The sequence below is a fragment of the Nitrosomonas sp. Nm34 genome, from assembly GCF_900113925.1.
Taxonomy (GTDB): Bacteria; Pseudomonadota; Gammaproteobacteria; order Burkholderiales; family Nitrosomonadaceae; genus Nitrosomonas.
The window spans coordinates 18880-35337 of record NZ_FORD01000022.1; the positions used below are offsets into that span (position 1 = coordinate 18880).

General features: G+C 46.9%; 10 protein-coding genes. 7 read left to right on the forward strand and 3 right to left on the reverse strand.

All coding sequences use genetic code 11. The features are described 5' to 3' along the window. Positions 1-228 precede the first annotated feature (228 nt). Together BM283_RS10095 and BM283_RS10100 are read right to left on the reverse strand one after the other, a co-directional pair. Positions 229-1152 (reverse strand): histone deacetylase family protein, encoded by a 924-nt coding sequence (locus BM283_RS10095; RefSeq protein ID WP_090692646.1) that lies wholly within the window; start codon positions 1150-1152, stop codon positions 229-231. 29 nt (positions 1153-1181) lie between these two features. After that, complete coding sequence (locus BM283_RS10100) at positions 1182-2747, reverse strand: amino acid permease (RefSeq protein WP_090692648.1); 1566 nt, start codon at positions 2745-2747, stop codon at positions 1182-1184. A 188-nt stretch (positions 2748-2935) separates the two neighbouring features. Here BM283_RS10100 and BM283_RS10105 point away from each other — a divergent pair, with 188 nt between their 5' ends. The 7 genes from BM283_RS10105 to BM283_RS10140 all read left to right on the forward strand — a co-directional run bounded on the left by BM283_RS10105 (position 2936) and on the right by BM283_RS10140 (position 13469). Further along, the gene (locus tag BM283_RS10105; protein WP_090692650.1) at positions 2936-5614 is read left to right on the forward strand and encodes a bifunctional acetate--CoA ligase family protein/GNAT family N-acetyltransferase; all 2679 of its coding nucleotides are present in this window, start codon (positions 2936-2938) and stop codon (positions 5612-5614) included. 481 nt (positions 5615-6095) lie between these two features. Then, a complete protein-coding gene (locus tag BM283_RS10110; RefSeq protein WP_090692653.1) occupies positions 6096-6461 on the forward strand; it encodes a glycine zipper domain-containing protein in 366 nt (121 codons plus the stop codon). Positions 6462-7318: 857 nt separating this feature from the next. Then, positions 7319-8128, forward strand: coding sequence for a hypothetical protein (locus tag BM283_RS10115; RefSeq protein ID WP_139225245.1), 810 nt, complete (start codon positions 7319-7321; stop codon positions 8126-8128). A gap of 515 nt (positions 8129-8643) precedes the next feature. Beyond that, complete coding sequence (locus tag BM283_RS10125) at positions 8644-10110, forward strand: DegQ family serine endoprotease (RefSeq protein ID WP_090692660.1); 1467 nt, start codon at positions 8644-8646, stop codon at positions 10108-10110. 54 nt (positions 10111-10164) lie between these two features. Then, positions 10165-11775, forward strand: a complete 1611-nt coding sequence (locus BM283_RS10130; protein ID WP_175492098.1) for a S10 family peptidase — start codon at positions 10165-10167, stop codon at positions 11773-11775. 201 nt (positions 11776-11976) lie between these two features. Then, on the forward strand, positions 11977-12411 hold the full coding sequence (gene trxC / locus BM283_RS10135) for a thioredoxin TrxC (RefSeq protein WP_090692664.1): 435 nt from the start codon (positions 11977-11979) through the stop codon (positions 12409-12411). A gap of 89 nt (positions 12412-12500) precedes the next feature. Beyond that, complete coding sequence (locus tag BM283_RS10140) at positions 12501-13469, forward strand: ornithine cyclodeaminase family protein (protein ID WP_090692707.1); 969 nt, start codon at positions 12501-12503, stop codon at positions 13467-13469. A gap of 230 nt (positions 13470-13699) precedes the next feature. On the opposite strand, the gene BM283_RS10145 is transcribed toward BM283_RS10140, so the two are convergent. Further along, positions 13700-16351, reverse strand: a complete 2652-nt coding sequence (locus tag BM283_RS10145) for a cation-translocating P-type ATPase (protein ID WP_090692667.1) — start codon at positions 16349-16351, stop codon at positions 13700-13702. Between the last annotated feature and the right edge of the window lie 107 nt (positions 16352-16458).

Consider the following 16458-nt stretch of genomic DNA (forward strand, 5'->3'; position numbering starts at 1 on the left):
TTTCAGGGATGGCTCCTTATTGGAGCTCAAATGGTATTTTCAGCCAGGTAGTATTGGCTAACCAGAGATAAATTCGACTAGCTCGAGTCATTTATTGGGCTAATTTTCAGCTGATGGTACTCAAAAGTTGATGTTGCAAGGGTGTTTGCGATTTAGCTGCAGAGTTAGCGTCGCACAATCCAAGAGAGGATTCTTATGCTGAAGTGCCGGATGCAGCTTTTAACCAAATTACAATCCACATAATACCTTAATATGGGCGGTAGCGCTTCTACCGAGCGCATGCAGCGCATAGCCGCCTTCGAGCACAGAGACAATGCGTTTTTTGGCATATTTGCCAGCGATCATTTTAATTTGTTCAGTGACCCAGGAATAGTCCGATTCGATCAGATTCAGATGAGCCATATCATCTTCTCGGTGGGCATCGAAGCCTGCAGAAATGAAGATGATTTCTGGCTGGAAGCTTTCCAGCGCTGGTAACCAATACTGGGTAACGGCAGTACGAAAAGCCAGATGATTTGTACCTGCAGCAAGCGGTACGTTGATGATGTGAGGGCTACTGCTATCAGCGCCACAAAACGGATAAAATGGGTGCTGAAAAGTAGAACAAAGCATGACACGAGGGTCATATTTGAAAATATCTTCGGTGCCATTGCCGTGATGGACATCGAAATCTGTGATCGCGACCCGCTTCAGCTCATATTGTGTCAAGGCGTGCGCAACACCGACCGCGACATTATTAAAAAAGCAGAAACCCATGGCCCGATCGTGGGTAGCATGATGGCCGGGCGGGCGGATATTACAAAACGCATTTTCTACCTTACCGGTCATAACGAGGTCAGTGCCCAGCACTACGGCACCGGCTGCGCGGTATGCCGCTTCCAGCGTAAAAGGGTTCATAAAGGTATCAGGATCCAGGCTGATCAATCCATGTTGCGGTGCAACTGCTTTAATGGATTTGAGATAGCTTTTCGAATGTACCCGCGCGAGTTGCTGAGGCATTACACAGGGTGCCTGATGTTGCTGCAACAGCGGAAAAATACCCGATGCTATCAATTGGTCTTCAATCGCCCTCAGTCTGGCGGGTGACTCTGGATGATCAGATCCCATGCTATGCTTAAGGCAGGCGGAATGGGTAATGTAGGCTGTCTGCATTAATTGCTTCCTATGTTTGCAGTAAGTAGTTAATCCTTTCGCTTAAGCGACTCAAAGCTATCTCGGTAATCCGCAAGCGGGCGAATCGGTTCGATGAGGTTTTCACCACCGGCGGATGTTTTAATGTGCAGCGCTACATGGCTTTTCCGGTAACCATATAAAAAATAGACAATCAAGCCGATTCCCGTCCAGATCGGGAATACCAGTTTGGCATCCGCTGGCAGAAAGAGAAAGAGCGTTATGCAGCCGACAATAGCGAGCGGTCCTACCACCCAAACGGCTGGTGTCTTGAAAGGCCTGTCACGATCTTTATCTTTGATGCGCAAAATCATGACTGCGAGTGCCACGACCAGAAAAGCAAACAATGTGCCGGAATTGGAAATATCCGCGAGTTTGCCAACCGGTAGGAAAGCAGCGGCAAACGTTACTCCGATACCGGTGATCATGGTGACAATGTGCGGTGTTTTGAACCTTGCATGGATGCGGCTCAGTACTTCCGGCAGCAGGCCATCACGAGACATCACAAAGAAGATGCGCGTCTGACCAAACAGCATCATCAGGATAACCGAAGGCAATGCCAGAAAAGCGGCCAGGCCAAGCAGATTGCCGATTTTTTCCCAGCCGATTTCACGCAGTGCATGCGCGAGCGCTTCACGTGAACACACAATGGGCTGCTGTCCGAGAGCGGCAAGTGAGTGGCATTGCTCGGCCAGTGCTAATGAGCCAGGCATAAGACCACGACCGCTAGCATCTGTCAATGGCTGTGCCCCAATTGCACCGATCACGCCGGCTGATACCAGAAGATAGAATAAGGTGCAGATCGCCAGTGAGCCGATGAGAGCGAGGGGGATATTGCGTTGCGGATCTTTCGTTTCCTCTGCAGCAGTCGAGACGGCATCAAAACCAACATAGGCGAAAAAAATAGAAGCAGCTGCCGCGACCACCCCAGAGGTACCTAACGGCAAGAACGGCTGGAAATTTTCCAGCTCAGCAACAGGTAGTGCCAGCGCGATAAAAGCTGTAAGGGCAACAATTTTGACCGCCACCAGCGCGGCATTGAACGCGGCACTTTCGCGCGTACCGATGACAAGCAGACCCATAATCAGCAAACAGATGACCACTGCTGGCAAATTGATCATTCCGCCGGCAAAGGGGCCATTTGCCAGAGCAAAGGGAATTTCAATACCAAGAGAATTATTTAATAGTCCAACGAAATAGCCGGACCAGCCTACAGCGACTGCGCTAGCAGCGACGGAATATTCAAGGATTAATGCCCAGCCTACCATCCATGCTACAAATTCACCCAATACCGCATAGGAGTAGGTATAAGCAGAGCCGGATACAGGCACCATTGAAGAAAGCTCAGAATAGCAAAGTGCCGCCACGGCACACACAAAGCCAGCGATAATGAAGGCAATCATCATACCGGGGCCTGCTTTCTGTGCGGCTTCAGCAGTCAAAACGAAGATACCGGTCCCGATGATGGCACCTACGCCCAAGAGTGTCAGTTGCCATACTCCCAGCGAGCGGTGAAGGCTTCTCTTTTCGGCTGTAGCCAATATGGCATCTAGCGATTTTACGCGCCAGAAGATCATGAATTCCCCCTTTTAATTAATTGTATATTTTTAATTACTCTAAATGCTATGCAGAATAGTGTACAAGAAATGGTGCTACTATAAGAATAAAATAGGCGCTTAAGAGCGAGATCAGTCTGATATAACCGATATTCAAAAAGAATCCTTTATACTGCCGCCAGGAATGTTAAGGTTTGGGAGAACTTTCAATGAACAAACATTATCTCAGTCTACTTTTTTCCCCTCGATCGGTAGCCGTGATTGGTGCGAGTAACCGTATAGATTCCGTTGGAGGTGTCGTGTTTAAAAACATGCAGGAAAGCGGTTATCAGGGCAAGCTCTATGCAGTCAACCCGAACCACCCTGAAATCCAAGGTCAGCATGCCTATGCGGGCATTGAGCAGATTGAGGAAACAGTTGATCTGGCTGTCATCATCACACGCGCAGCAATCGTGCCAAATATTATTGAGATGTGTGGTAAGCACGGTGTGCGGTTTGCCTTGGTGTTGTCGGCAGGTTTTAGTGAAACCGGGCCACAAGGCGCTGCGCTGGAACGCGCTATAGTAGAAAACGCACGGCGTTATGGTATGCGGCTCATCGGCCCTAATTGTCTTGGCATTCTCTGTCCGGAGACAGGGTTGAATGCCACCTTCAGCAAGGGAGGGGCAAAAGCTGGTGGATTGGCATTGATTTCTCAGTCTGGAGCTTTTTGCACTGCAATTATGGACTGGGCGCGACCCAATGATGTTGGTTTCTCCAGTATTATATCCTTGGGTGCTGCAGCAGGGATGGATTTTGGTGAAATACTCGATTACCTCGCATCTGACCCACATACCCAAAGTATTCTACTCTATATCGAGGGTATTCAGCACGCACGCAGCTTTATCAGCGCGCTGCGTGCGGCGGCTAGAGTCAAGCCTATCTTCATCGTCAAAGCAGGTCGCCATGAAGCCGGCACTAAAGCGGTATTTTCCCATACGGGTGCACTGGTCGGTGCGGATGATGTATTTGATGCTGCCTTGCAACGCGCAGGTGTTGTACGTGTTGATACGATCGTGCAATTATTTTCTGCAGCCAAAGCCCTCTCCACTCATATCTGCCCGCGCGGCAATCGGTTAGCGATTGTGACGAATGGGGGTGGGCCCGGTGTCATGGCGACTGACCGAGCTGTTGAGTTGGGGGTGACTATGGCTACACTTTCTGAAAATACATTAACCCAATTAAATGCAGTGTTACCAGCTACCTGGTCGCATAGTAATCCGCTCGATATCATCGGTGACGCAACTGCAGAACGTTATCATCATGCTGTCACATATTGTATGCAGGATGAGGGGGTGGATGGTGTGCTAGTAATACTAACACCGCAAGCGATGACTCAACCACTGGAAGTGGCGCAAGCGGTTATCAAAATCGCTGGTAAGTTTGACAAGCCGCTTATCGCATGCTGGATGGGAGAGGAGCAAGTGGCTGAAAGCAGACAGCTCTTCAACCAGGCAAAGATATCCACTTTCCGTACACCAGAACCCGCCGTTGAAGTATTTTCCTTCATTTCTGCTTATTATCAGAATCAAAAGCTGCTCATGCAGACACCCTGCCCGATATCTCAACGCAGTATGCCGGATAAAGAAGGTGCCCGCTTATTGATTGAAGGTGTATTGGCAGATCATCGTAAAGTCCTGAATGAAATGGAATCCAAAGCGATTTTGGCAGCATTTCATATCCCTATTGCCAAGTCCATGGTGGCACGTACCCCTCACGAAGCTTTATTAATTGCTGAAGAACTAGGTCTACCCGTCGCTATGAAAATCAATTCCCCGGATATTTCACATAAATCAGATTCAGGTGGAATACGTCTCAACCTTGGTAATGCACAGGCAGTCCGGTCAGCCTATCACGACATTATCCAGTCGGTGCAAAAGAAAAATCCCAATGCTAGGATTGATGGCATCGTCGTTGAGCCGATGGTGATCAAACCCAATGGTCGGGAATTGATGATCGGGGTCATCACTGATCCGGTATTTGGCCCTGTTATTACCTTCGGGGCAGGGGGAATACTCGTTGAAGTGATGGGTGACCGCGCGGTTGCGCTTCCACCACTTAACAATTATTTGGCTAAAAATATGATTCAACGCACACGTATTTCGAAACTTCTTTCGACCTTCCGTAATATGCCACCCATCAATATGGAGGAGCTTGAAAGCATACTTTTGCACGTTTCGGAAATGGTATGTGAACTTCCGTGGATCAGGGAAATGGATATCAATCCTTTAATTGTCGATGAAAGCGGTGCCTGCGCGGTGGATGCGCGTATGGTCGTGGATTATCTGCCACCTTCTGTCGACCGCTATGCGCACATGGCGATCCACCCTTATCCCACTCACCTGATTACGTACTGGCAGTTGCCAGATGGTACCGACCTGATGATACGTCCGATTTGCTCGGAGGATGCACAAATCGAGCAGGAATTTGTACAAGGCTTATCGGATGAATCAAAATATTTTCGTTTTATGGATGCGTTGAAGGAGCTCTCACAGAATACACTCCTGCACTTTACGCAAATTGATTATGACCGAGAAATGGCATTGATTGCCGTGCTCAAACAGGATAATCAGGAAAGGGAGCTAGGTGTATGTCGCTATGTGGCCAGTGCTGATGGCTATTCCTGTGAATTCGCGCTTGTGGTAGCAGATGAATGGCAGAGAAGAGGTATTGGCAATAAACTCATGAATTGCCTGTTCGATGCGGCTCGTGCCAAGGGAATTAAAACCATGGAAGGAGAAGTATTGGCAACCAATCAATCTATGCTGGAGTTAGTACGCAAACTGGGATTCAAAGTCAGTGGCAGCGAGGAAGACACTGCCGTTAAGCACATCGTCAAACAGCTTTGACATGATAGTTGGAAGATAGATTTTATTTGCTTAGATACCTGAAATAAGTTTCTTCAAAGAGGTTGAGGCTTTATTTAATAAAGTCGGCTCGTTAAACCATGCAATCATTTTGTTAATGATCATCGCTGTTACTACATTACGATGATTATCAGGGTTTTTATTTGGTGTCTCATTCTAATTTTCAGTGGGAATACATAATCCGGACAGATAAGCCTACGTCATCCGTTATATGATTTTACTCATAGCGCTCATTCATCACCAGTTCAGCTTAGGACGGGTATTCTTGCAATTCAAATATCATTAAAAAGGTAGTAGATCAGAATAAACAGTTATTTTACCCATCAAGGATTTGCATATAACATATACCATGTGCATTCAAATATGCTTTGATGAGATATCAGGTTATATTCTCTAAAGCTTTGATGATAAGTAACGCTATTTAATATATTGATCAATTTAATTTAAACAGGACGTTTATTCTATGAAATTGAAATACTTTTTCTTGGCACTTGCTCTGGCAGCGGTGGAAGTGAGCGCAGATAACTCCACACTTGATGCAGCCATCGGTGGGGCGCTAGGTGGAGCGGCTGGAGCAGCACTGGGTAATGAGATAGGTGGTCGCAATGGTGCGATTATTGGTGGCGCTGTGGGTGCAGGGGTAGGATCAGCGATTACTACAGATGATGATCATCGTCATGCGTCACGTAAAAATCCATATTATTCCGCTCCCCCAGGGGGTCAGTATTATAATGCGCCACCTAGTGGTGTTCGCCATCAATATAATCATTATGACTATGACCGTGGCTATCACTGCCCTCCTGGTCAAGCAAAAAAAGGTCGTTGCTGATTGACAGAAGAATTTTAAGGGCACCTCTAAAAATTCAGAGTCCTCACCAGACAAGGCGAAAAAAAGTTGACGCAGCCTATAACTGATAGGTAAGGAAACATTTTTGTGAACAACGAAGTATTGTGACGAGACGGGGTAAGCAGGCAATCCGCGAAGCGGATGCTCGCAAATATGAATTTTTAGAGGTGCCTTTAAATCATTACATCTAACTTTTTAACTAATTCCAGCAATCATTGATTAATCCATGAGTCAAGTTATGATGGCTCATGTTTTAATCGGTCTTCTTTTCTTTAATTCATTGTCCTGCAAAACGACTTCCTAGGACGACAGTTAAATCTTTTTCTTAGCAAATCAATGATGCGGATGGCGACACTTAAATTATATATTGGTTACCATCCGAGAGATTTATTCTCTTTCCAAATCAAAAATGACATGAAGGCGAGCCGCAGACAATATCCATCATACGGCAAGGTGAAGCCGACAAAATCAGTTTTGATGTAGAAATGGAAGTAGATGCTGAGGAATAAAATTGTATACAAATGCATTATTGCCTGTGTGAATGTTATTCCCTAGCATCATAATAATGTAATCAAGTGCGAAATTATTTTGATTGTTGCTTCTATTTTGGTGTTTGAAGTTACCATTCTAGGTGTGCCACTCGTGCGCTAGTTTTAGCTATAAGTCTAGTTTGATAGTTCAAGCTTTATCTATCGGAGCAATAACAAGTAGCTGATCAAGCAGCAAATCGGTAGACAAGTTTTGATAGACAATAACTCGATGATCATGATCTGGGAAGCGCAAAGATGTGGCGAGCATCTAAAACCGCAAATTCTCAACTGAATATATAGAGATAATGAATGAGTAAGTGTGCCACTAGTTATCCAATACACGCTCTATTTTTGTGGTATCTACTTGAGCAAATATCGCTATTGTCTGCTACGGAGATTGCGGAATTCATACCAGATACCGTCTTTACCATGCTTAAGCTTGAGCCGGATGAAGTAGCTGATCTTGAGCGCGGTAAAATCGTCCCGTTTGAGATAAGAGAAGCAACCACTCAAAAAGAATTGATGATGGGTCTGAGTATGTATTTTCCATTTCCTCCAGCAAAGCTGGCAGCTTTTTTCAATCGTAAAGATGTGGCGACAGCCGATCAAGATGCCTCAGCACTGGGCGAGATATTCCCACCATCCGATATAAAAGCTTTCAAGAGATTCATTTTTACGCATGAGCAGAGCAATGAAGCCCGCAATTTGCTCGCAGTGACCGCGGGTGATCAATTCAATTTGTCTGCCGAGGAAATGGATAGCTTTGCTTCTCTTAGGGAAAAATTAACTGATGCTGACGGAACGGCCCCGGTTGTAAGCGTATCGCAGCCTTACCGGCATATTTTATGGCAGCGCTGGCACGCTTACAGTAAGCAGGACCTGGCTGGAGTTGCAGCTTACGCACGCAAACGAGCAAATACCAATCTTACTGACGAATTACGCATAGCAGCAGCTAACAGTAAATTGCTGGTACACTTTTCTCCAGCTCTACAAGAGATCTGGCTAAATTATTCGACTCAGTTGTCAGCCGATACTGAAGAACGATTTTTTTTGGCTCAATCGGCAAGTGCAAAATCGACTTACGGTAATTCTCAATCATCGTATGATGTTGATGACTGATGCGGCCTCGGTCATTATCACCAGGCAATTCTTTGTTGGTCATTCATATAATTCCGGTCATATGATCTTGGGTTGGGTGCCATACGGTCATGGCTCTGTCTTGTTTTATACACATAGAACTTCCACTGATCAAGTTCAAGGCAACAATTTGAAGCGCAGCATCGGTCGCCAGCGGCTAAAGCAGCAAATGATCAGAAATTTAAAATTTCTACGCACTGCACTTGAATCCTCCTAAACCTAGAAGATTTGACGCCTGATTTCGAATTAACCACGCATTTCGGTGCGAGTGCTGACTAGAATCGAGTAACAAACCATTACATCTTATAGTGGGAGCGGATTATCATGAATAATTCCATTGCTAAATCAAAATGACCTTGTCGGCTTCACCTTGCCGTATGATGGATATTATCTGCGGCTCGCCTTCGCTTCATTTTTAATTTGGAAAGGGATTAAGGTATTTATGGTTGTTTCATTTATATAGATCACTCATGCATCTAAGAGGAGGTTCTAGTCTTATGAAAAAAAACTTAATTGCTTCATTATTGGGTGTGGCATGGCTGATAGCTCTACCTAGTGAAGCGAAAGAAGATGCTATCGCGAATTTGCGGCAGACTAGTAAAGCATTTGCTTCCGTAGCACGCGCCGTTTCACCTTCTGTCGTGTTCATTCAGGTAGAGGGTAAAGCATCAAGAGAGGCTACGCCATTTTTTCCACCATTTGATGATGAGTGGCCATTTAGTGATGATTTTTTTAAACGCTTTTTTGGTGATCGGCTCCCAGGCATTCCAAGCAGCCCGTATTCTGACAAGCCACAAGAAGAACGCCGCATTATGGAGCAGGGATCGGGCTTCGTTTTTGAAACCCGATCCCTGTTATCTGACAAAACTTATATTCTGACGAATAACCACGTGGTAGAAAATGCCGACAAAATCAGAGTTGAATTTCAAGATGGCCGCCAATTCGTGGCCAAGGTCACCGGCCGTGATCCACAATCTGATATTGCGGTGATCGAGATTAATGCGCGCGGCTATCCTGCGCTTACTCTGGCTGATTCTTCTAAGCTTGAGGTCGGTGAGTGGGTGGTAGCGATTGGTAATCCCTTCGGTCTTAGCCACACACTGACCGTAGGCGTAGTCAGCGCTAAAGGGAGAACCAGTCTTGGCATCAATGATTACGAAGATTTCATTCAGACTGATGCAGCTATCAATCCAGGTAACTCAGGTGGTCCTTTAGTCAATTTAGATGGTGAGGTAGTAGGCATCAATACGGCCATTTTTAGTCGCAGTGGAGGATACATGGGAGTAGGTTTTGCTATCCCGAGTAATCTCGCCAAGGCAATTACTACTCAACTCATTGAACATGGCGAAGTGACGCGTGGTTATTTGGGTATCGTCATTCAGCAACTAACATCTGACCTGGCGGAATCGTTTGGAATTGAGGCATCGCAAGGAATTCTTGTTGCGCAAGTCAGTAAGCATTCCCCCGCAGAGAAAGCAGGTCTACAGCAGGGCGATATCATTGAACGCTTCCAGGGCGAGCTGGTTAAAGATGTAGGAAGTTTTCGTAACCAGGTGGCGTTGCTTGCCCCTGGCACTACCGTAGAGTTAACTATTCTACGGAATGGCAAGAAAAAAAACGTAGAAGTTGAGATCGGTAAACTCATCAAGGAGAAACTGCCTACCGAACAAACATCGCAGCGTGCCGAAGATATTGGTTTGACAGTGCAGACGCTGACGCCGCAATTGGCAGAGCAATTTGGTGCCACAGCCGGCGAAGGCGTAATTGTCACAGAAGTTCGGCCCGGCTCTGTAGCGGCCATGTCGGGAATCAAGTCAGGCACGATTATCCTGCAGGTAAATCGCAAAGCAGTGAAGAATACTGCTGAGTTCCAGCGCGCGATCAAGGAAAGCCGTAGTGACAAACGCCTACTGTTGCTTATCCGCGAAGGCGATACGCAGCGTTTTGTCGTGTTGAGTTGGTAATCAATTAAAACATGCAGGTGGACGTCAATTTAGCGCTTGAGGAAGGAAATGCAAGTGATAAAGAAGTTTGTTCAGGATCCGCACATAATAGGAATACTCGTTACCATCTGGCTTTGTTTGCCGCAAGTTGCGATTGGGACAGATGTACCAGAAAAGGCTCAGGTACAAGCAAAATCTGTCAACGAGCCGGGCGCGCTTGATCCATCCAATCGTTCGATCACCTCGCATACCTTTCAGACAGGGGATGCAAAATTCAACTATAAAGCGACTGTGGGATCGATTACAGTTTATGATAAACCATCAAAACCTATGGGTCAGATTTTCTATATTGCCTACTCGATGGAGCAACAGGGGGAGCGTTCCCGGCCGCTTACCTTTGTATTTAATGGTGGCCCTGGTGCCGCTTCCGCGTATCTCCACCTTGGTGCGCTCGGACCACAGCGCGTCATGTTCAATGCAGATGGTACAGTACCGCCGATGCCGGCTCAGATCGTGGACAACCCGAAAAGCTGGCTGGCTTTTACTGATCTGGTTTTTGTTGATCCTGTAGGCACGGGTTATAGTCGAGAATTACGAGATGGCAAAAGCAGCAAGAGAGAAGGTGAAGATAGGTGGAAATCGGAATCTTCCGGCCATACCTCTCCGCGAGCGAAAGCTTGGGGAATTGAGGAAGATACGGTTTCGCTATCTCGTTTTATTCGTGCCTATTTGACTGAGGAAAATCGCTGGTTGTCACCCGTTTATTTAGTGGGTGAAAGTTATGGCGGATTCCGAGTTGCACGTCTCTCTAGACGGCTGCAGTCCCAGTTTGGTATTGCACCAACTGGTTTGATCCTGATTTCGCCAGCACTGGACTTTAGTTTTATCTGGGGTAATGAGCGCAGCCTGTGGCCATGGGTGTCCTTATTGCCGAGTTACGCGGCGGTTGCGGCAGTCCATGAGCGTAATAACGAGATACCCTACCGGGCAGGTGATCCCCGTTCTTCGCTAGCGGAAGTGGAGCGTGCCGCCTTGACCGATTATCTTGGCGGACTGGCCGCAGGTTCGTTCGAACAGGAGTGGCTTAAGCAAATCAGCAAATTGATCGGCTTGGATAAGGATATCCTGTTACGTGAGATGGGACGTGTGCCTTCCACGCGTTTTGCCAAAGCGCTGCTCGCCGATCAATACCGTGTGCTGAGTTTATATGATGGATCGATTACCTTGGTTGATCCGGAGCCAGCAAAATCTCTGATTACTGGCAGTGATTTCTATCTCCAGCGGCTCAATGCGCCTCTGACGGCAGCTTTTAACCATTATGTCCGCGATCGCCTCGATTTTAAAACTGATATACCCTTTCTGCTGTTAAATGAAGAAGTATATCAATCGTGGAATTGGCGATCCGGAATTCGCGGGCAACAAGGCTTTGCCGAAGCCCTTTCAGATCTGAAAAAGGCCATGAGCCTGAATCCCGCCATGCGCACGCAGATTATGCATGGTGTGTTCGATCTGATCACCCCATACTATGCTTCCGAGATAATGATCAAACAAATGGCGCTGGATCCGATGATGAGTCATAACATCCAGCTCAAGGTCTACCATGGCGGACACATGCCTTACCTACACCAGAAGACACTTGATAGCATGTTCGAGGATGCGCTACAGTTCTACAAACTGACGCCATAGTTGATTACCTTAGCAGTTGATCAGGTGATGCATGGGCGCTGATCTGAGCGTGATCTGGCTAATTCCCTTTCCAGATCAAATATGAGGCGAAGGCGAACCGCAGACAGTATCAATAATAAGACAAAATGAAGCCGGCAAAGTTAGCTTTGATCTGGAAAGGGAATAAGAGGAAGAACCCTCATCTTTGATTAGGAAAATATAATGAACGAATCTATGCATATTGTTTGTCCACAGTGCGATGCCATCAATCGCATTCCTTCTGTGCGACTGAGCGAAGCGCCGAATTGCGGTAAATGTCATCAGCCACTATTTGATGGTCATCCGGTGGAATTGACTGGGTCCAACTTTCAACAGCATGTTAACCATAATGATATTCCGTTATTGATCGATTTCTGGGCGCCGTGGTGTGGCCCCTGCAAAATGATGGCACCTCAGTTTATTCAGGCTGCAACCCAGCTTGAGCCCAACATGCGCCTGGCCAAGGTCAATACCGAGGCTGAGCAAATGCTGGGCGCCCAGTTTGGTATCCGCAGTATTCCAACGCTGATACTGTTTCACCACGGCCGCGAGTTGGCGCGGCAGTCAGGCGCGATGGGAATGGCAGATATCGTGCGATGGACGCTGAGTCATAGCTGATAAGGCCCTTTCCTCAGATTGTTTATATGCTTGTATCTGCCGTAGCCCAGTTATGGTAAGTTTCCAGGTAATGAAAATGGGTAATGGGAATGGAACATCCTGATAGCTTATGGTATCTGTCTCACAAAACACTTGAGAGCCTGGCGCTCACGACCAAAGATGTCATCGAAAGTATTGAACACCTTTTGCAGGGGCGCAAACAATCCAAGGTCTGGAATGCACCGAAAGCTGTTATTACACCACCGGATGGAAGATATATGATGGCGACGCTATCTGCGGCTGATGAGCCCTCTTTTCTGGCTGTGAAGGCACTTATTCTCAATCCACGTAATCGGCAGCGGGGTCTGCCAGACATTAACTCACTGGTTATTCTGCTCGATAGTGATACAGGTTTGCCGCTGGCTGTCATGGATGGTAACTGGATTACGGCTGTGCGTACAGCAGGACTAAGTGCGGTGGCAGCCAAGCGACTGGCAAGGATGAATGCTTCCACCGCTGCATTTATCGGTTGCGGTACTCAGGCACGCAGCCATTTACAGACCTTTGCTGATTTGTTTCCTTTAAGGGAAATTCGAGTATTCGGTCGCGGAAGCACAAATCGGGAAGCCTTATGTCAGGCAGCAGAAAAGCTGGGTCTATTGGCGATCACCAGCAAGAGTGCAAGGGAAGCGGTGAGGGATGCTGATCTGATAATCTCGACTGTCACGCTCTCACCCGAGCTTATACCTTTTCTGGACGCACGCTGGTTGAAGCCAGGCGCATTTGCGGCAGTGGTAGACTTGGCTGCTTCATGGTTAACAGACAGTATGCCCGCGTTTGATCGCATTATTATTGATGATATCGAGCAGGAAGCGCAAATGCCTAAACCTTTGGTTGATCCCGAGCTAGTGAGCGGTGATCTGGCAGGGCTGGTTAATGATGACATGACTGGACGCTGCTCTGACGATGAGAAAACTGCTTTTGTATTTCGTGGTCTGGCTTTGGGGGATCTTGCCCTCGCAGCGCTGGCTTATCAGCGCGCCCGTCATTTACACAAAGGATCAGAAATTGAACGCTAGCGAAACACTGTCTGGAAAAAGAGATATCAGCCAAAAATCATGCCTCATCCTGATATATAGCCAAATCAGTTAATAATGATTTAAAGAATATTCTCATTGTCTTACCGGACACAAATGGAAGCAGACCAAAGCATTGTGTAAACAACAAAACAAAAAAACTATCGATATATTCTTCAAATTCTAAACCTTATGAATCATTATTAACTGGTTAGGCCATAGACATCATAACCTCAATTGGAATCACGATAAATCATACCGTGCCGTACCAGCCATTTTTCCACTTCGACCGCAAGTAATACTAACCACGGTACTGTGCAGCAGAATAGAAGCTCTTCTAATGATAATGGCGCAGTATTAAAGATGCTGTTAAACACAGGAATATAAATTACGCCTAACTGCAACAGAATGGTTAGCAATACAGCGCCAATCAGGGCTCGATTTGACAGCCAGCCGATGGTAAATAACGATTGTGCTTCCGAGCGGATCGCCAAGACGTGGATCAACTGTGCAAACGTTAGAACAGTAAAGACCATTGTCTGCCAGTTTTCGATATTATTTTGAATGGCCCATGCTTGAGTAAACAATGACAAGGCGCCAATCAACAATCCGATCCACAAAATGTGTTGCCACATACCATGTGCAAAAATACTTTCCTGCGGATGGTGCGGTGGGCGCTGCATGATATTTTCTTCTGCTTTCTCTTGACCCAATGCTAAACCGGGTAAACCATCGGTTACCAGATTAATCCATAATATATGTATAGGGAGCAGCGGTAGCGGCAACCCGAGAATCGGTGCCAGAAACAATGTCCAGATTTCGCCTGAGTTACCCGTCATCGCATACTTGATAAACTTGCGAATATTGTCATAAATCCGTCGTCCTTCACGGATAGCACGTATTATTGTGGCAAAATTATCATCCATCAGCACCATATCAGCAGCTTCACGCGCAACATCCGTGCCCTTTTTGCCCATGGCGATACCGATATCCGCTTTTTTCAGAGCTGGGGCATCATTTACCCCATCTCCGGTCATAGCGACATACTCACCACGCTGCTGTAAAATTTGTACTAGCCGTATTTTCTGCTGCGGTGAGACTCGCGCATAAATTTGCGTATACTTTACCTGGTCGCTTAATTGCTCGTCAGTGAGGCGTTCGAGCTGTTTTCCCGTGATAACGTCGGCATGGTCATGCACTAAGCCAATTCGCTCTGCGATTGCACGCGCCGTCGCTGGATGATCGCCAGTAATCATGACGGGTTTGATCCCGGCTTGATAACATTCCCGAACGGCTGCCGGCGCCTCATCACGAGGTGGATCCATCAGCCCTGCCAAACCGAGAAACGTTAGCTCTTGTTCTACATTATTAGCATCTATGGGTTCAGGTAGCGCTGGCCAGTCGCGATAAGCATAGGCGATGACTCGGTAACCCCGCGTGGCCCAATGGTTTGCAATATCAAGGATAGCAGCATGACTGAATTGCCCATGAATATCACTCGTGCAATGTTCTAGAATCTGCTCTGGGGCGCCTTTGGTAAAAGCGAGTAACTGCTCCTTACCCTGGTGAAAAGTAGTCATGCGTTTCCTGCTCGAATCGAACGAGACTTCAGCTATACGTGGCCATGACTTGCTCAGCGCTGTGTTATCGATACCGGTATCGAGCGCTGCCTGTAACAGCGCAATCTCAGTTGGATCCCCGATCAGTTTGCCTGCCGGGTTTTTTTCCACATCGTGATTCAGCGCTAATGCCTGGATGAAGATTTTAATTTCTGATGAAATAGCATCACGAGACGCGAGTGTAGTATATTCAACGCCAGCTATATAGAATAGCTCTGCATGCATGGCGTTTCTGGTCAGCGTACCTGTTTTGTCGGAACAAATAAAGGTAACTGATCCTAAAGTTTCCACCGCAGGTAAGCGCCGGATCAGTGCATGTTGACGTATCAGCTGACTTGCACCCAGCGCAAACGCAATGGTTACCACCGCTGGTAACGCTTCGGGAATCGCTGCAACGGCGAGACTGACTGCGGTCAGAAACATCATTATTATATCTTCGCCTTGTAATAAGCCGGCTACAAAGATAATGGTACAAATCGCTATGATGGATAATGCCAGCTTGCGCCCGAATACTGCGAGACGCTTTTGTATCGGTGTTTTTTGGATTGTTTCGCTGCCCAGCATGGCGGCGATTTTACCCAACTCTGTTTGCATTCCCGTTGCTGTCACTACCCCAGTGGCACGGCCACGTGTGGTTAAGGTACCGCGAAACAGCATATTATGACGCTCAGCAAGAATAGCGTCCTTATCCTTGATCGAAGCGATGATTTTGTGCACCGGCAAAGACTCACCCGTTAGCGCCGATTCGTCAACTTCCAGATCGATCGCTTCTAGCAGTCGAATATCCGCTGGTACCATATTGCCGGCTTCCAATAACACGATATCACCTGGAACAAGCTCTGCCGCAGCTAACACATGCGTAATCTTATCGCGTCGTACACGTACGATGGTACGTGCCATCTGCTTCAAGGCAATGACTGCTTGCTCGGCGCGAAATTCTTGTATGAAGCCAACCAGTGCATTCAGAATGATGATTACTATGATGGCAATTGCATCAGTAAGCTCTCCTAGTATTCCAGACACGGCAGCAGCAGCAATAAGTACAACGATCATGAAATCAGTGAACTGACCAAGCAATATGCGCCACCAGGGATGTTCCGCCGTTTCGATAATCTCGTTAGTGCCATATTTCTGACGACGGAGTGTGACTGCTTCAGACGTTAGTCCATCTGTCAGAGTGACTTCCAGCAACGCACAGACATCCTCGGCTTCCAAAAGATGGAAGGGCCGAGAGGCTTGATTTTCAGGCGTATCGGCAGTATCCATTAGAGCTTTGTGAAATAATAAATTATTAGAGTTTCTGGCCGCCTTTTGTTTCTATTCTAAGGCAGTCTGTCTGTTATTCATGTTATGACCAAGCATACCTGGTCATT